General features: G+C 66.5%; 15 protein-coding genes. 5 read left to right on the forward strand and 10 right to left on the reverse strand.

Translation table 11 applies throughout. From position 1 onward, the window contains the following. Nucleotides 1-56 precede the first annotated feature (56 nt). The 4 genes from NKF27_RS00920 to NKF27_RS00935 are packed head-to-tail and all read left to right on the forward strand — an operon-like array spanning nt 57 to nt 6,515. Nucleotides 57-3,746: an ATP-binding protein gene (locus tag NKF27_RS00920; protein WP_253554961.1), complete on the forward strand. Its 3,690-nt coding sequence runs from the start codon at nt 57-59 to the stop codon at nt 3,744-3,746. Continuing rightward, a complete protein-coding gene (locus NKF27_RS00925) occupies nt 3,743-4,369 on the forward strand; it encodes a hypothetical protein (protein WP_045993163.1) in 627 nt (208 codons plus the stop codon). Before NKF27_RS00920 ends, NKF27_RS00925 begins: the two co-directional genes overlap by 4 nt. Further along, entirely contained in the window at nt 4,366-5,619 is a 1,254-nt protein-coding gene (locus NKF27_RS00930; RefSeq protein ID WP_253554964.1) for a hypothetical protein, read from the forward strand. Before NKF27_RS00925 ends, NKF27_RS00930 begins: the two co-directional genes overlap by 4 nt. 17 nt (nt 5,620-5,636) lie before the next feature. Continuing rightward, the gene (locus NKF27_RS00935; RefSeq protein ID WP_253554967.1) at nt 5,637-6,515 is read left to right on the forward strand and encodes a hypothetical protein; all 879 of its coding nucleotides are present in this window, start codon (nt 5,637-5,639) and stop codon (nt 6,513-6,515) included. A gap of 9 nt (nt 6,516-6,524) precedes the next feature. On the opposite strand, the gene NKF27_RS00940 is transcribed toward NKF27_RS00935, so the two are convergent. From NKF27_RS00940 to NKF27_RS00960, 5 genes are all read right to left on the reverse strand, one after another. Continuing rightward, nucleotides 6,525-7,301, reverse strand: coding sequence for a M15 family metallopeptidase (locus NKF27_RS00940; protein ID WP_253554970.1), 777 nt, complete (start codon nt 7,299-7,301; stop codon nt 6,525-6,527). A gap of 7 nt (nt 7,302-7,308) precedes the next feature. Continuing rightward, a complete protein-coding gene (locus NKF27_RS00945; RefSeq protein ID WP_045993165.1) occupies nt 7,309-8,586 on the reverse strand; it encodes a TRAP transporter large permease in 1,278 nt (425 codons plus the stop codon). Continuing rightward, nucleotides 8,583-9,086 (reverse strand): TRAP transporter small permease, encoded by a 504-nt coding sequence (locus NKF27_RS00950; RefSeq protein WP_253554973.1) that lies wholly within the window; start codon nt 9,084-9,086, stop codon nt 8,583-8,585. Before NKF27_RS00950 ends, NKF27_RS00945 begins: the two co-directional genes overlap by 4 nt. 236 nt (nt 9,087-9,322) lie before the next feature. Further along, nucleotides 9,323-10,357 (reverse strand): TRAP transporter substrate-binding protein DctP, encoded by a 1,035-nt coding sequence (gene dctP / locus NKF27_RS00955; protein ID WP_253554974.1) that lies wholly within the window; start codon nt 10,355-10,357, stop codon nt 9,323-9,325. A 117-nt stretch (nt 10,358-10,474) separates the two neighbouring features. After that, complete coding sequence (locus NKF27_RS00960) at nt 10,475-11,413, reverse strand: LysR family transcriptional regulator (RefSeq protein WP_045993168.1); 939 nt, start codon at nt 11,411-11,413, stop codon at nt 10,475-10,477. Between the two features lie 137 nt (nt 11,414-11,550). On the opposite strand from NKF27_RS00960, the gene NKF27_RS00965 reads away from it, so the two are divergent. Beyond that, nucleotides 11,551-12,339, forward strand: coding sequence for a transporter substrate-binding domain-containing protein (locus NKF27_RS00965; protein WP_108131830.1), 789 nt, complete (start codon nt 11,551-11,553; stop codon nt 12,337-12,339). A gap of 159 nt (nt 12,340-12,498) precedes the next feature. Here the strand turns inward: NKF27_RS00965 and NKF27_RS00970 are convergent, their stop codons facing one another. The 5 genes from NKF27_RS00970 to mntR form a co-directional block, all read right to left on the reverse strand. Continuing rightward, on the reverse strand, nt 12,499-13,644 hold the full coding sequence (locus NKF27_RS00970; protein ID WP_213227384.1) for a metal ABC transporter permease: 1,146 nt from the start codon (nt 13,642-13,644) through the stop codon (nt 12,499-12,501). After that, entirely contained in the window at nt 13,641-14,789 is a 1,149-nt protein-coding gene (locus NKF27_RS00975) for a metal ABC transporter permease (RefSeq protein ID WP_253554975.1), read from the reverse strand. The genes NKF27_RS00970 and NKF27_RS00975 overlap by 4 nt, the downstream gene beginning before the upstream one ends. Continuing rightward, nucleotides 14,786-15,622, reverse strand: coding sequence for a metal ABC transporter ATP-binding protein (locus tag NKF27_RS00980; RefSeq protein WP_253554976.1), 837 nt, complete (start codon nt 15,620-15,622; stop codon nt 14,786-14,788). The genes NKF27_RS00975 and NKF27_RS00980 overlap by 4 nt, the downstream gene beginning before the upstream one ends. Nucleotides 15,623-15,677: 55 nt before the next feature. Beyond that, nucleotides 15,678-16,685, reverse strand: a complete 1,008-nt coding sequence (locus tag NKF27_RS00985; RefSeq protein ID WP_253554977.1) for a zinc ABC transporter substrate-binding protein — start codon at nt 16,683-16,685, stop codon at nt 15,678-15,680. 251 nt (nt 16,686-16,936) lie between these two features. Beyond that, a complete protein-coding gene (mntR, locus tag NKF27_RS00990) occupies nt 16,937-17,383 on the reverse strand; it encodes a manganese-binding transcriptional regulator MntR (RefSeq protein ID WP_045993173.1) in 447 nt (148 codons plus the stop codon). Nucleotides 17,384-17,524 lie beyond the last annotated feature (141 nt).

Consider the following 17,524-nt stretch of genomic DNA (forward strand, 5'->3'; position numbering starts at 1 on the left):
GCGCTTCGTCTCTGGCAGAATAGCCCTCCTACCGGGCAAGCGACCAAGGAATCCCAATGGCTCACCTGTTGCGCATCGTGATGATCCACGGCCACCTCGAGGGGGTGGTCGAGCTGGACGTCGACGGCCATACCAACATCTGCGGCACCAACGCCTCGGGCAAGACCACGCTGCAGCGGCTGGTCCCGGTGTTCTACGGTGAGCTGCCCAACAAGGTGGTGCCCAAGACTCGCAAGAAGTTTGACGCCTTCTACCTGCCCAACCGCAACAGCTACCTGATCTACGAGTACCGCCGCGAGGCGGGCAACGTCTGCCAGGCGGTGCTGACCCGCAAGAGCGACGGTGGCGTCGAGTATCGCTTCGTCGGTGCGCCCTACCAGCCCGGGCACTACCTGGTGGAGAGTGAGGCTGGGGTGGCGGCGCTGGACTATGGCGACTGGGCCAGCCAGCTGCGTCGTGAGGGTATTCCGGTGTCGCCCAAGCTGGGTGCCACCTCGGAGTTTCGTTCGGTGATCCAGAACGACTTCACCCACCAGCAGGGCAACCGCAAGGAAAGCCTGCGTCTTCGCCAGATGGCCGCCCAGTTCAGCCTGGTCAAGCCGGAGCATCGCATCCGCCACATGGAGAAGCTGATCAGCGCGGTGCACGCCAAGGAGGGCAAGATGGATACCCTCAAGACCATGCTGGCGGCGATCTTCGAGGAGGACGGTGTCGAACTGCCGGTGACCCGCATCCGCAATACCAAGGCACGGGAGTGGATCGCCCAGATGCGCCAGTCCAAGCGACTGGAGCCGCTGGAGCGATCGCTTGGCAAGCTCGATGAGCTCGATCAGGAGATCGCCGAGCGCGAGACGACCCTGTGGCAGTTGAAGCCCCAGCTCGAGGCCGACCGCCACCGCGCCGAGCGCACCCTGGCCGACGCCGAGGCCGAGATCGGCAACCGCCAGCGTGAGTTCCAGGAGCGTGAAGCCGCCTACGAACAGGCCCGCGACGCCCTCAACGACCGCTTGAGCGAGATGACCAGCGAGCTGGAGCAGACCCAGCGCGAGCTTTCTGACCTGCAGGCGACCTTCGAGGCCTACGAGGAGGCCGACATGCCGGCGCTGGAGCGTGACGTCCAGGCGCTGCCCCAGTGGCGCGACCAGAGCCAGCAGCTGCGCGAGCACCTGGCGGTGATGCAGAACGCCTTCCAGGAAAGCCAGTCACGCCTTGAAGGACGCCTGCGTGAGCTGGGCGATGAGCTGGCCCGCCAGACCGAGGAGACCCAGGCGCGCATCGACGAGCTGGGCGAGACCCGCGAAGAGCTGCGTGACCAGCAGTGGCGTCAGGAAAGCGAGCTCGAACAGCGCTACCAGCAGCAGCGCCAGGAGCTCGACGAGAGCTACCGTGAGCGCCTGGAAAGCGGCGTCGAGCGGCTGGCCGAGCTTAAGGCCCAGTTGGCCGCCAGCGCTGCCAGCGCCGAGGAAATCCAGGAGGCGGAGCTGGCCCAGGCTCGCCTCGACCAGGCCCAGACCGACCGCGAGGCGGCGAGCGAGACGCTGGGGGCGCTGCGCGAGGAGCTCGACACCCTCAAGCGCGCCCGCGATCAGGCCGAAAAGGAACTTGATGATGCCCGCCATCAGCTTTCCAGGGCCGAAGCTCACACCTATGGCCTGCACCAGCAACGTGACCCGGCCCAGGGCACCCTGCGCCACTTCCTGCGCTTCCATCGTCCCGGCTGGGAGCAGCGTCTGGGCAAGGTGATCGCGCCGGAGCTGCTGGAGCGCCGCGACCTGTCGCCCCGTGTCGGCGAGCAGGACCACGACGAGCTGTTCGGGGTGAGCCTGGATCTGGCCGCGGTCGAGGTGCCCGAGTACGCCCAGGAGGAGGCCAGTCTGCTGGCCGCCATCGAGCAGGCCGAGGCCGCCGAGGTGCGTGCCGAGAGCGCGGTGCAGGCCGCCGAGCGCCAGATGAAGGCGGCCAATGAGCGGGTACAGTCCGCCGAGGAAGCGCTACGTCGCGCACGCATGGAGCTCAAGCGCGCCGAGTCCGAGGTCGACTACGCCCGCGACGCGCGTAGCCAGCTGCAGGAGCGTCACGCCCGCCAGCAGAAGGCGCGGCGTCAGGGCCTGGAGGAGGCGCTGGCCGCCCAGCGCGCCAGCCACGATGGGCTGAAGGAGGAGAAGCGCGCCGCCCTGGATACCCTGGCCAAGACCCACCAGGCGCAGATGCTGGAGGTGAAGGCCGACGGCCAGAGCCGCCTCGACGGCGTCGATGACCAGATCCGCCAGTTGAAGCAGTACCAGAGCGACCAGAAGAGCGAGCATCAGCGCCAGCGCCAGGAGCTCGAGGCGGCCTTCGACCGTGAACTGCAGGAGCAGGGCGTGGACCTGGCCTCGCTGAAGGACACCAAGGCGCGACTGGCCTCGCTGGACGAGCGTATCCGGCTGACCGCTTCGCGCCAGGAGCAGCTGGAAGACTATCGCCGCTTCATGCGCCTGGACTGGGGCCAGCGCAAGCCCGAGCTGGTCGACAAGGAAACCCGGCTGGTACGCGACAAGGAGGGTGCCGAGCGCGAACGAGAGCAGCGCAAGGCCGAATTCCAGTCCGACCGCGCCGCCCACCAGCAGGCGCTGGGCGAACTGAAGGCCCGACGCAGCGCCGAGGCCGAGGTGATCGACGCCTTGAAGCCACTGCTGGTGCAGGTCGAGCAACTGCCGCTGGACCCCTCTCCGGCGCCCCGGCACGATGCCCCCGGCGACGTCCACGAGCGCATCGAGCGCACCCGCCAGGCGCTGTCGGAGCGTGCTCGTGAGATGGACGCCCTGCGCAAGGGCTGCGAGCAGGTCGAAAGCGAGCTGATCAAGGGCGCCAGCACCGGCTTTGTCGATACCATGAGCGCCGAGCGCGCCAAGCTGCGCGAGGATGACGCCGCCGACGGCGCCGAGCCCAGCCCGCGCCGGCTGCTGCCGCTGCTGCGCGGAATGCTCAAGCTGCTCGAGGACCAGCAGCAGCAGCTGGTCCAGCAGGGGCGCAATCTCGGCGCCGATCTGGACAAGTTCTTTACCGTCTTTCGTGACCTGAATCGGCGCATCAGTGCCCAGAGTCGGCGGCTGTCCGAAGAGGTCGCCGACGACCTGCGCCTGGAGGGCATCACCAAGGCCGAAGTGCGCATTCAGTCGACCATCGACGAGCTGGGCTTCTGGGAGCCGCTCAAGCGCTTCGCCCAAGACTATCGCGACTGGCAGGAGGCCGGCGGACTGCCGGGGGACGACTACCTCAACGCCCTGGCCGACGTGGTCGACCTGCTGCGCAGCGACCAGCAGTACAGCTTCGAGAGCCTGCTGCGCCTGGAATTGCACCTCAACGAGGGCGGCACTGACCTTGTGATCAAGAACGATCGCCAGCTGCTCGAATCATCGAGCCACGGCATGGCCTACCTGATCCTGTGCAAGTTCCTGCTGGCCTTTACCCGACTGCTGCGCGGCCAGGCCGAGATCAGCGTGCACTGGCCCATTGACGAGATCGGCACCCTGGCCTACCACAACGTCGAGAAGCTGTTCGAGGCCTGCGACAGCAACCATATCCACATCGTCGGCGCCTTCCCCAACCCGGAGTCCGACGTGCTGCTGCTGTTCCACAACCGCTACCTGATCGACCGTGACGCCGCCCAGCCGGGCCGGCGCCGGCTCAAGCGCATCGAACCCCGCCTGAGCAAGCTGGCTCAGCGTCTCAAGCAGCGCAGCGCCGAGGAGGTCACCCAATGATCGAACATGGTCCCCTGCTTGAACGGCTGCTGGCCGGCGAGTTCATCTGCGCCGTCAGCGACGAGAGCGCCTTTCGCAAGCTCCAGGACGAGGAGGTGCGCGAGCAGATCGACATCTACCTGCGCCCGCTCAACCGCCGCCTGGCCACCAACGAGGATCGCAGCGTCCACTTTCTGGCCTGGCGTCAGCTCAACGAAGACGCCCGTGAGCAGCTTTCGCGCCAGCTCGGCGAGACCGTCAACAGCCTGCTGCCGCTGCTCGAATGGCTGCAACTGGTGCAGGAGGCGCTGGGCCAGGACTCCCTGGCGGCCCCCGGTGACGTGCTCAAGCCCGCCGAGTTCAGCGCCAAGTGCGAGGACAACCAGAGCTTGCGCGAGCGCCTGGAGCGGCTGGCCACCGATCCCTTCTTCGGCTCCCAGAGCGAGCAGCTCGACGCCCAGATGAAGCAGGTGTTCAAGCGTCTGAAGGAGCACGGCTACCTGCTGCAGCCCCACGCCGACCGCCAGGTCTTTCTGGTGACCGCCAAGATCGACTACCTGGTGGAGTTGGTGCGCTTTATCCGCGACGAGGAGAACCTGCCGGTGGATGACGAGGCACCGGCCCGCCAGGAGACGCTGCTATGAGCGAGGAACACTCGCTCGAGAGCCGGCTGGTTGCCACCGGCACCGAGCGGTTGTCGCTGCTGGGGCGCTACGCCGACCTGCTGATGCAGGGCTATACCCGCGACGAGGTGCCGCTGGAGACCTTGACCGAAGGCGCTCTGCGCAAGCTGTTGGCGGCGCGGATTCTGTGGCGGCCCGACGAGCACGGCGCGGTCAAGCTGACCCCCAAGGTGCGCGAGCTGATCGCCGAGATGCTGGCCGACGAGACCCGCCGCCACGTCAACGCCGACGTCGGCGAGACCCTGGAGCAGATCCGCAACCTGGTGCAGAGCTACCGCGAGGCGGTCAGCCTGGGCGAGCACTGGCAGCAGGGGCCGCTGATGTTGCGCCTGCGCCAGGAGGTGGACGACCTCAACGGCCGCTTTGCCGACGCCATCGACAGCCTGTGGCAGCGGCTCAACAGTGACTTCGGCTTCGTCAGCCGACTCAACGACAAGATCCGCGAGAACGACCGCGCCCAGAAGCAGATCGTGCGCCTGCTCGACGGCATGGCGCTGATCGACTTCGACGAGCTGATCGATCTGGTCGGCAGCGACGGCGCCCTGCGCAAGCTGCTGATCAGCCAGCTTCAGCAGCAGTTGAGCCAGCACTACACCAACCTGCGCGAGGTCCAGGGACGACTGATCGAGCTGATGGCGCGCTTTCGCCAGCAGCAGAAGCAGAGCCGGCTGGTGGCCGGCATGGCCGCCTTCCTGCGTGAGCATCCGGGCTTTGTGCCGGGCAACTACACCCGCCGCAGCGAGGTGCCGGAGCTGTTCAACCACTCAAGCCCGCTGCACGCCGCCGCCGCCCCGGCGCTGGATCACCATCGCGACGCCGAGGTGCTCACGGGGCTGCTGCACCAGTTGCCGGTGGCGGTCCACCGGCCGGAACAGGCCGAGGTGGCAGGCCCTGCCATGGTCGAGGCGCAGAGCATGGTGGAGGCCCGTCAGCAGGCGCTCAAGCAGGATGTGGAGCGCTTCTACCTGGACGTGGTCGACCAGCAGGCGCCCGCCGCTGGCGCCCCGTCGGGCACCAGTGCCCTGGCGTATCTGGCCGAGAGCGAACTCGAGTGGGACCCGGAGATCTGGCTGTTTCAGGTCATCGCCGAGTACCAGGGCCTTCCCCGCGAGGAGCAGCGCGCCTTTCGGCTGATTCCCGACGAGAGCCCGGCCGGCCCCTTCAACGACGTCCAGTTGATCCACGACGTCAGCCTGGCGCTGGTGGTCTAGGCGTGGCGGAAGGGGCATTGAAGCCGACCGACTACGCGGTGCTTTCGCGTATCGCCCGGGAGCTAAAGGCTGCCCGGACGGTGGAGCGCAACCGCTCGCTGAAGGCGATCGTGGCGATCGAGGCGTTCTGCGACGCGCATGACATCAGGCTTGATGACTATCGCCGGGGGGCCACGCTGCGCTTTGACCGGCGCCTGCTTGAAGCCATCGACACGACGCTTCAGGAGCTGGGGCATAGGCCCATCGACGCCACCACCCGTGGGCGCTCCACCCGAGAGCAGGCTGCGCACGGCTTTGACGAGGACAAGGCCAATCGCGCAGCACCCCGCCAGGCCAGGGTGCTGGCCAGCGCCCCGGCCTCGGCAACGCCGGCCTGGCTTGCCACCACCCCGCGAGAGATTCGCGACCTGGACTGGCGCGACCTCAGCCTGGCCGCCTTCGACGCCCTGGTGCAGGTAGAAAACCTGGACAGCTTCTATGAGCTGGATGGCACCCTGGGGGCGCTGGGCGAGGTCGTCGCCCCGCTGGTGGTCTATCGTGGCGACACCCTCTATCGCCAGGGGTTTGATGCCCTGGGGGCGGCCTGGGGCGAGCGCTTTCGTGATCAGCGCCCGCACCTGTATCTCGGGGACTTCGACGCCGCCGGTATCGCCATCGCCCTGGCGAGCGGCGCCAGCCACCTTCTGCTGCCGTCGCTTGCTACCCTCAATCACAAGGCCAGCGGGTTGCACCAGCCCGCCGAGCAGATGCCACACCAGGCAGCGCTCAGGCGCCATCGCGAGGGCCTGAGCGCCGCTCACCCCTTGCGCGACTACCTCGCGCTGATCCTCGATCAGCAGCGCGGCCTGCGCCAGCAGTGGTTTGCTGGCCCCCTCGAGGCCGTGGCGCTGCGCTGAGTCAGTTCCCTAGAGCTGGCGCCGCCAGCGATTCTCGATGGTATCCAGTTCCGCCGGGCCGTACAGCGCCTGGGGGTGGCCGCCGTAGTGCGCCCATAGCTGGTCGCCGAAGTCGAAGTGCCACCATTCGCTGGGCAGGTTGGTGAAGCCCTGGGCGGCCATGGTGTGGTAGAGCAGGCGACGATTGTCGCGGACCTCGCGTTCTGTCGCGTCGGGGGCCTCCTTGGCTTCGTAGAAGGCCGTGTGGGAGGCCGGTATCGCCTCGTCGAACAGCGTACCCATGGGCAGCGGCAGGCCGTCTTCGTCGCACAGGGTGACGTCGACCGCGCCACCGCTCAAGTGCGGGCTGGGGCCGGTCGGGCTGGTGCTCGGCTCGGCGACGAATTCCCGGGTGCGCTCGAGCAGTTCATCCTCGGCGATGTCGGGGTGATTGCCGCGAATCGCCTCCATCAAGGTCTCGAACAGGTACTGCTGGACCCGCCAGGGACGCCAGCCGTCGAGCACGATCAAGCCGACTCCCTTGGGCAGCGAGCGGGCCGCGGCGAGCACCCGGCGGTAGACGCCTTCGCGCACGTAGCACTCGTTGATCGCCCCGGGGATGCCGAGGCGGGCGTAGGCCGGAAATACCTTCACCGGCACCGGTGCCAGGCTCATCGGTACCAGCGGTTCGTCGAGCCCCTGGATGGCAATCTGGCGTAGCTGCGACCAGGCCGGCTCCGATGCGAGGGGGATCGGTGTGTGACGCGGATCGCGGCAGGCATCACGAGAAGAGCGATCTTGGGTCATGGTTGCCTCATCCCAGGGTGGTCGGGAGCCACAGGGTCAGTGAGGGCACCAGGATCAGTGCCACCAGGACCAGCAGGGCGATGACCACGAAGGGCCAGATGGTGCGAAACAGCGCGGTGATCTCGAGCCGGCTGACGGCGGCGGCGACAAAGACGCAGGCGCCCATGGGCGGCGTGATCAGCGCGATGGTGATATTGAGGGTGATGATGATGCCCAGATGGACTGGATCTATACCCGCCATCATTGCCACCGGGGCAAAGATCGGCGTCAGCAGCATCAGTGCCGAGACCTCCTCCATGAACATCCCGGTGATGAAGGTGATCAGGCTCAGCAGCAGCAGGATGACCACCGGGTTGTCGACGTAGGGGGTCAGCAGTTCGACGAACTGATTCGGCACCTGGGCGTAGGACAACAGCCAGCTCACCGTACTGGAAGCGGCCATGATCACGAAGATGGCGGCGGTCAGGCGGGTGGTGTCCACGCAGGCCCGCCACAGCCCGGCCAGGCTCAGGTTGCCGGCAAGCACGCCGTAGAGCGCCACATAGGCGACGGTCAGCGCACCCGATTCGGTCGGTGTGACCAGTCCCATGACGATGCCGGCGACGATCAGGAAGGGCGCCATCAGCGCGGGCAGCGCCCCCAGGGCGGCGATGCCCAGCTGGCGTGCCCCGGGCCAGCCGTCGCCCCTGGGCAGGCCCTTGCGCCTGGCGTAGACGGCGTTCATGCCCATGAAGGCGGCGCCCAGCAGCAGCCCGGGGATGACGCCTGCCAGAAACAGGTCACCCACCGAGGTATTGGTCAGCGAGGCGTACAGAATCATGAAGATGCTGGGAGGGATGATCGGCCCGATCAGCGAGCTGCCGGCGGTGAGGCCGGCGGCAAAGGCGGTGGAGTAGCCTTCCTTGCGCATGGCCGGTACCAGCAGCGAGCCCAGCGCCGAGGTGTCGGCGACCGCCGAGCCGTTGACGCCAGCGAAGAACACGCTGGAGACCACATTGACGTGGCCCATGCCGCCACGCAGGTGGCCCACCAGCAGGCGCGCCAGGGCCATCAGCCGGTCGGTCAGTTTCGACGCGTTCATCAGGTTGCCGGCCAGGATAAACAGCGGGATGGCCATCAGCGAGAAGGCGTCGATGCCGCCGAAGAACTGCTGGGGCATCATGCGCGGGATCATCGACAGGTCGACGAAGGCAAAACCGACCACCGCGGTGGCCAGCAGCGAGATGAACAGCGGCAGGCCGAGCAGCACATGGATGATAAACACTGCCAGCATGGCGAGGGTCATGAGTGCGGCTCCTCGGTGTCCAGGGTGGGCAGCGGGTGAGGCCCGTGGCACAGCGCCATCAGCGCCAGCAGGGCGAACCCGATAGGCACGGACATCACCGGTACCGCGCGGCTGATGCCAAGCCCCTGGCTCTGGAAGATGGCCACCGACTGGGCGTACTGGAAGCTGAACCAGGCACCGCCGATGGCCAGCACCAGGGTCAACAGCCACTGGTACCAGGACAGTAGCCTGCTGGCCAGGCGCGGAATCAGCCGCTCGATCAGAGCGACACGCATATGGCCGCCCTCGATCCAGACGCTGCCAAGCGCCAGCATCACCGCGCCGATGATCAGGTAGCGGGCCAGCTCATCGGTCCAGATCGGCGCGCCGCCGGCCAGGTAGCGCGCGAGCACGCCGTAGAGCATGGCGAGCAGGTCGATCACCAGCAGGGTGCTGGCGACCCATAGCGATAGTCGCCGCAGGGCCATCAGCGGCGGAGAGTGGGCAAGTGACCAGGACATTGGCAAAGGCTTCCACGGCAGGGGTGAAGATCGGCGGAGCGCCCTCGGGCAGCATCCAATCGAGGATTATCCGGAGATTGAGGCTTTCCAGCGACCGGGCTTTAGTGAAAAGTCCCAGTGTAGAGGGGCTCAAGGCAGCCGCGCTCTGGGCAGCGCCTGGTCGACGGGTATGGCCGCCAGGCGCTTGCTTGGGCTGTCTGGCTCAGGCCCGTCAGGGCCTGAGCACGGTCTAGCGGTTATTCGCCGCTGAGCTCGACGCCAGCGTCATCCAGGGCCATGTCGATGTAGCGCTGCTCGATGTTCTGGTCCTTGAGCCACTCCAGATAGGCCGGTTGGCCCTGCTGGCGGAAGGCCTCGAGCTGCTCGGCGCTGGGACGGATGACCTCCATGCCCTGCTCCTCGAGGTAGGCGATGCGCTCGTCGACCTTGGCCTGGTTGTGCTCACGGGCCAGCTGGTTGGCCTCGGCCACCGCCTCGCGGAAGGCCGCCTGGGTCTCTTCATCCCAGCCGTTGATCATGCTGGCGTTGCCCACCAGGAACTGGTCGGAGTACTGGATGTTGGCCAGCGTCAGGTAGTCCTGCACCTCGTACAGGCTGCCCAGGATGATGTACATCGGCGGGTTCATCTGGCCGTCGGCGACGCCGGTCTTCAGCGCCATGTAGACCTCGGTCCAGGGAATCGGGGTGCCGGAGGCGCCAAAGGCTTCGTACAGGGCCACCTGACTCGGGTCCATGGCGCGGAAGCGCAGGCCCTCGAAGTCGGCCGGCTCGGCGATCGGTGTCTTGTCGTTGGTGAAGGCCAGGAAGCCGCCTTCCTCGACCACCGCCAGCAGCTCAAGCCCGGCGCGGCCCTCGAGATCGTCCTTCACCGCCTGCCAGTAGGCGCCTTCGTCGAAGAAGGTGCGGGCGTCATCGAAATCCTTGAACAGGAAGGGGATGGCGCTGACGAATACCTCGGGAACGATCGGCGACATGCCGGCGAAGGAGGCGATGTTCAGGCTCGGCGAGGCCATGGTCTGCTCCATGCGCTCCTGCTCTTCACCCAGCATGCTGTTGGGGTAGAGCTTGAGCTCGAGCTCACCGCCGGTCTTTTCTTCCACCAGTTCCTTGAGGTTGGTGGCGAAGACGTGGACGGCGTTCTTGTCCGGATCCGGGGCGCCGTTGTAGCTCAGGTTGACGGTGGTGGCGGCCAGCGCCGAAGCGGCCGACAGGCTCAGCGCCGCAGCGGTGGACAGGGCGGCGACCAGGGGAAGGGGACGAAACAGGCTCATGGGACTCTCCGGTGTTGTCGTGTTGTTGTAAAACGGCATCGTTGCAAGTCGATATCGAGACTAGGCGTTGTCGCGTTGACTAATCAAACCCTATAGCGTTGATCTTCAGGCAACGCCTCAGTAGCGGCAAGCTGCCTTGACGCGAGGGGCGTCATCCTGAAAGAAGCGCATGCCTCGTCTGAGATGGGACAGGCACGCCTCGGCGGCCACCGAGAGCGGTCGATCCTGGCGGCTGACGATCTGGGCGCGGGCACCATTGAGCACCGGATGGGCCAGCGGCAACACCCGGATCAGCCCCTGCTCGATATCGTCGGCAACGGTCAGTTCCGGCATGAAGGTGACACCGATCCCGGAGCGCACGAAGTTCTTCAGCACCGCCACCGAATTGGTGTGCAGCCGTGAGGTCAGATGCAGGCGCTCCTGGTGGGCCACCTGATCGACCATCTGGCGCATGCCGAAGGGGTTGTCCATCAGCGCCAGCGGCCAGTCGCTGATCTCGTAGAGGGTCAGCGGCGTCTGGCGCCGCGTCAGCGGGTGGTCGGCGGGTACGATCAGGTCCAGCGGGTGGCGGCGCTCGACATGGCAGTGCAGCGTCGGGTCCACCGGTGGGGCATACAGCAGCGCCAGGTCCACCTCGCGATCGCGGATCAGGGCCATGGCCTCGTTGACGCCGGCCATCACCACCACGATGTCGATGCCCGGGTGGGCGGTCATGAAGGTCTGCAGCGGGGCGTTGATCAGATCGGCGATAAAGCCTTCGCCCACCGCCAGACGAACCTCCCCGCTGTTCAGGCTCTGCAGGGCGTTGAGCCGCGATAGGGTGGCGCTCTCGGCGTCGCACTGGGCGCGATGGTGGTCGACCAGCAGGCGCCCGGCTTCGGTCAGCGAGACGCCGTCGGGGTGGCGGGTCAGCAGGGGCGTCGCCAGCTCTTCTTCCTGGCGCCGGATCAGTCGGCTGATGGCCGAAACGTCCACATTGAGGTGGACGGCGGCGGCGCGCAGCGAGCCACGGCGCTGCACTTCACACAGATAGGCCAGGGCACGGCCGTTGAGCATCGGAATTCCTTGGTCGTGGTGGGGCGGTGTCTGTCATTGTCCTGCAAGTGGCTTGGCGGCGCAGGCGGAGAGTGGCAGACTCATCAGGCCCAAAAGGCATAGATCAATAACCATAACGCAAAAAAGGAATCTCACGGATGCGATCGTTTTCCCGCCCCCTGCTGCTTGGCGCCCTGATCGGGCTCTCCGCCCTTGCTACCACCACCGTTCAGGCGGATGAGCCACTCAAGCTGGGGGTGGATATCCCGTTCGAGCCCTTCGAGTATCGTCTTCCCGATGGCACCCTTGCCGGTTTCGAGGTGGAGCTCGGGGAAGAGGTGTGCCGGCGCATCCAGCGCCAGTGCGAGTGGGTCGAGCAGAGCTGGGATGGCATCATCCCGGGGCTGATGGCGCGCAAGTACGACGCCATCATGTCATCGATGGCGATCACCGAGGAGCGCAGGCAGCAGGTGCTGTTCTCCGAACCCTACTACTCCAACCCCAGCGTGTGGGTGACCCTGCGTGATCAGCAGATCGACCCCGATGATCGCGACAGCCTCGAAGGCCTGACGGTGGGTGTACAGCGCGGCACCATCCGCGATCGCTTCATCACCGACACCTATGGCGACATCATGGAGGTTCGTCGCTACGCCACCGCCGAGGACCTGGCGCTGGACGTCAAGACCGGACGCCTGGACAGCGCCTTCATGTACTACCCGCTGGCGCTGGCCAATCTGCAGGTGGACGAGGCCGACAGCGAGGTGGTGGTCAGCTCCGAGTTGATCCGTGAGCCCAAGTCGTACTTCGGCCATGGTGTGGCGGTGGCCTTCCGTCCCCGCGACAAGGAGCTCGCAGAGCAGTTCAACCAGGCCCTGGCCGAGATCAAGGAAGACGGCACCTACGACGAGCTGATGCACAAGTACGTGGACTACGACATCAAGATCTGAAGATGGTCTGGCCTGGCCGGACCCTCGCCAGGCCCAGTAAGCGACTTTGATACCGGTAGTTGGAACACGAAAAGGGCGGCCATTGGCCGCCCTTTTTGTTGCGCTAGCTGGGCTTATGTCGCTGCCAGAGGCGTATCCGGGTCCGCGCGGTGCTCAGGCTCAGGCCCCGGTCTCGGCCTTGGCGCCGGGCTCGAGTATCTCCCGGGCCAGGTTGCGTCCGGCCTGGGTCAGGTGCAGGCGCTCGCCCTCCTGGACGACCAGATGGCGCTGGCGCGAGCGCTCCACCACCCGCTCGGCACGGGCGGGGTCCCACATCAGGTGATCACGCAGCGCCATGGTGACGTTTTCCACCGCCTTCTCCGGGCCGTCCTCGTGGTGATAGAGGTGCACCATCAGGGTACGGCTCTCGTTCAGCTCGCGCTGGCGGCGACGTTCGAGCCATTGAGCGAAGACGCCGTAGCGCGGGCCGAGGAGGAAGGCCAGGGCGAGGAAGACGCCGGTCATCACTGCCATCATGCCGCCGATGGAGACGTCCCAGGCCACCGCCAGATAGTAGCCCGAGACGCTGGAGGCGGCGGCGATCAGCGAGGCGTAGACGAAGATCTTCCACAGCCGGTCGGTGAGCAGGTAGGCCGCCGAGGGCGGCACGATGACAAAGGCCACGAACAGCACCGCGCCCACAGCGTCGAAAGCGGCCACCGCGGTGCCGCTGGTCAACAGCAGCAGCACATAGAACAGCGCGGTCGGCGCGAAGCCCAGCGCCTTGGCCAGGGCGCTGTCGAAGGTGGCGAGCTTCAGCTCCTTGTAGAAGGCCGCCACGAAGGCCAGGTTCAGCGCCGTCATGGCCCCCATGGAGACCAGCGCCCGGGGCACCTCGACACCGCCGATAGGCAGGGTGTCGAGCCACACGAAGCCGATCTCGCCGAGCAGCACGGTGTGGGCATCGATGTGCACGTCGCTGGCGTACAGGTTGATCAGCAGGACCCCGAGGGAAAACAGCACCGGGAACACCAGACCGATGGCGGCGTCCTTCTTGACCTTCTGGGTCGACACCAGCAGCTCGGTAAGAAACACGGTGAAGATGCCGGTGAGCGCCGCGCCGATGATCTGCAGCGGTCCGCTGGCCTGGTGGGTCAGCAACCACACCACCACGATGCCGAAGACGATGGAATGGCCGATGGCGTCGGACAGCATGCTGGTGCCACGCAGTACCAGAAAGGTCCCGACCAGGCTGGAGGCGATGCCGACGAGGGCGCCGACCAGCATGATCATCAGCGGAATATTGTTGAACAGCGATGCCATCATGCGCGGCCTCCCCGGCCCAGGTCATCGAGGATGCGTTCGGCCTCGCGGCAGCCTTCCGGCGTCAGTACCCAGCGCTTGTGGTCACCGGGTTCGTGGGACGGCGGCGTCTGCTGGGTGATCAGGCCACGGGCGCTCAACCGCTCCAGCGCGCGTCGACTGTCGGTGCCCAGGTAGGCGTCCACCATGCGTTTCTCGGAGCGATACTGGCGATCGGCGTGGTGGCTGGCGAGCTGGTAGAGGGTGGTGAGCACGCGCTGGTGACGTAGCTGGCGACGATCACGCTGAAGCTTGAGGATTTCCCACACAAAGCCCCGGTGAGGCGCAAACAGCAGCGATACCAGCACCACGCTGGACAGGCTCAGGATGATCAGCGGCCCGGTGGCGAGCCCCGGGCCGAGGGCACTGATCAAGGCGCCGGTGACGCCACCGACGATACCGAACAGCGCCGACAGCATGACCATGGTCTCCAGTTTGTTGGCCCACTGACGCGCCGCCACCGCCGGGGCGATGACCATGGCTGCCATCAGCACCACGCCGACCATCTGCAGGCCGACCACCACGGCCAGGGCGATCATCACCGTCATCAAGGCCTCGAGCAGTGTGACCGGCAGGCCCTGTGTGGCAGCGAATTCGGCGTCGAAGGACACCAGCTTGAATTCCTTCCACAGCCCGCCGACCAGCACCAGCGCCACGCCGCTGACGCCGGCCATGATCCACAGGTCGCTGCGCAGGGTGGCGGCGGCCTGGCCGAACAGGAAGGCGTCTAGTCCCCCCTGGGATGCGTTGCCGGTGCCCTGGATATAGGTCAACAGCACCACCCCTATGGCGAAGAACACGCTGAGCGAGATGCCAAGGGCGGCGTCGGTCTTGAGCCGGCTCATGCGGGTCAGCAGCAGCATCACCAGCGCCGCCAAGGAGCCGGTGAACAGCGCGCCGGCGAGGATGCTGCCCATCTCGCGGCCCCCGGCGATGATGAAGCCCAGGCAGACACCGGGTAGCGCCGCGTGGGACAGGGTATCGCCGAGCAGGCTCTGCTTGCGCAGCACCGCGAAACAGCCGAGCACGCCGCTGACCAGACCCAGCATCGCCGCGCCCATCACCACGTTCTGCAGGGTGTAGTCGCCGAGCAGGGCGTTCAGGCTCATCTCGGCACCTCTTCACGGCTTTGCTGCGGGCGCGCCTCGGGTCGCTGGCCGGCGAGCTCGCGCTCGGCGGGAATGGCGCCGGTGACATCGTCGAGCAGGGCGATCTGGCCGCCGTAGGCGCGGCGCAGGTTGTCGGCGGTATAGACGTCGTTGACCGGCCCCTGGGCGATCACTCGCACGTTGAGCATCAGCATCCAGTCGAAGTAGCTGCGCACCGTCTGCAGGTCGTGGTGGACCACGATCACCGTCTTGCCCTGGTCCCGCAGCCTGCGCAGGATGTCGACGATGGCGCGTTCGGTGGTGGCGTCGACGCCTGCCATGGGCTCATCGAGGAAGTAGACGTCGGCCTTCTGGACCAGCGCCCGGGCCAGGAACACCCGCTGCTGCTGGCCGCCGGACAACTGGCTGATCTGGCGATCGGCAAAGCCGTCCATGCCGACCATCTCCAGCGCCTGCATGGCCTCGTGTCGCTCGCGGCGGCCGGGCCGCCTGAGCCAGCCCAGCCGGCCGTAGAGGCCCATGCCGACCACGTCCTGTGCGGTGGTGGGAAAGTCCCAGTCCACCGTGGAGCGCTGGGGCACGTAGCCGACCCGCCTCCGCGCCTGGCGGTAGGGGCGTCCATGCAGGGTGACGTGGCCGGCGACGCTGGGCACCAGGCCGAGGATGCTCTTGATCAAGGTGCTCTTGCCGGCGCCGTTGGGGCCGACGATGGCGGCCATGACACCGGGCGGTACGTCGAAATCGATGTCCCACAGCACCGGCTTGCCATGGTAGCTGACCGTCAGGTCCTCCACGTGGAGGGCCAGGTCGGGTTCGTGGAGCTGCTCGCTCATGGTGTGGCTCCTGTCGACCTCGCGGTGGCGTTCAAGCGCTGCGGGGTGGTGGTGTTCACTGGTCGGCGTCCTGGCTGGCGGAGGCGATCTGCTCCGCGAGGGCCTCGGGCAAGGGGGCGGGCTGACCGCCCAGGGCGCTGACGATATGCTCGGTGTTGCTCTTGAGCATGCCGATGTAGGTGCCCTCCAGGGTGCCCTTGGCGCCCATGGCGTCGGAATAGAGCTGCCCGCCGATCTCGACCCGGTGGTCCTGATCGGCGGCGGCGTCGATCACCGCCTGGACGGTGCGCGGATTGATGGTGCTCTCGACGAACATGGCGGGAACGCCACGCTCGACCACCAGCTCGGCCATGCGGCGAATATCGGCCACGCCGGTCTCGGTGGCGGTGGATAGCCCCTGGATGCCGGCCACCTCGATGCTGTAGGCGCGTCCGTAGTAGCCGAAGGCGTCGTGGGCGGTCACCAGGATGCGCTGCTCGGCCGGGATGCTGTCGATGCTGGCCTGAATCCAGTCATCGAGTTCGGCCAGTGACGCCTGGTAGGCCTCGGCGCGCTGCTGCATGGCCTCGGCACAGTGCGGACGCTGCTCTCCCAGCAGTTCCGCGATGACCGGAACGTTCCGGGCCCAGAGTCCTGCATCCATCCACAGGTGGGGGTCGACGCCATAGGCGTCCTGGGTGTGGATAAGTTGGTCGTCGCCGACGGCCTGCTCACTTACCGCAGCGGTGGGCTTGATCCGGGAAAATCGATCGAACACCTTGCCGAGCTGGCCCTCCAGTGAAAAGCCGCTGTAGAGGATCAGCTCGGCCTGATCGAGATCGTGCACGTCGCGGGCGCTGGCCTGGTACAGGTGGGGATCGATCCCCGGCCCCATCATGGTGTTGACCGCGACGCAGTCGCCGCCCACCTGTTCGACCAGATCGCCGAGCATGCCGACAGTGACGACCACATCCAGCGGTGCCTGCGTCTTCGCAGCGTCGGATTGGGCGTGAACCTGGGTGGTGGTCAGAGCGGCCAGCGAGGCCAGGGTCAGCAGGGCCGAAGCCGGGGCTGAACGACGCATGAACAGGGCTCCTCGGGGCAAGAACAACGCGCAAGCAGCATCGAAGTGCTATTTGGCTATCATTTATAGACGTGGCTAAGTTTTGGCGCCTAAGGCCCCTCGCGTCAAGCGTAGAGCGCTAATCGAGGTGATCGAGTCAGGCTATTCGCGCGTTGGAGCGCACCGACAGGCCCTGTCGCCTGGAGGTGGCCGGGGCTGGCTGAGGGGGGGAGGGGGCACGGAGCCGGATGGGATGGGCTCCGGCGATGGCGTCAGCGTTTCAGAAAGCGTTCGAAGGCGGCCAGGGTCTCGGCGCTGACATGGTGCTCGATGCCTTCGGCGTCGACCCGCGCGGTTTCGGGATTGATGCCCAGCTTGATCAGGAAGGCTTCGACGATCTGGTGTCGTTCGCGGCTGGCATCGGCCAGGGCCTTGCCCTTGTCGGTCAGGAAGATGCCGCGATAGGGGCGCTTGATGATCAGGCCCTCGTCATCGAGACGCTTGAGCATCTTGGCGACGGTGGGCTGGGCGACGCCCAGGCGGCGGGCGATATCGGTCTGGCGCGCTTCACCGCCGTCGGTGATCAGATCCGAGATCAGCTCGACGTAGTCTTCGATCAGTTCGGTGCGGCGTGCGTCTCGTGCCTTGCGAAACCCCTCGACGTGGCTTTCCGGGGAAATCAGCGATGCGCGTTCGTCGTGGTTGAGGGGGTCGTTCATGGGGGATGGAGTCGCCTCGGGTCAGGGTGTCCATCTTGCCAATTGGTGGCGGTAATGCAAGTTCAGCAAAGGTGATACCTCACGTAGAGGTGTTCCGCGGGAAGAGGCGTACCCGAGTCGAGACCTTCTCGCATATGCCCA

This window comes from Halomonas sp. DN3 (genome assembly GCF_024137905.1).
GTDB classification, from domain to species: Bacteria; Pseudomonadota; Gammaproteobacteria; order Pseudomonadales; family Halomonadaceae; genus Halomonas; species Halomonas litopenaei.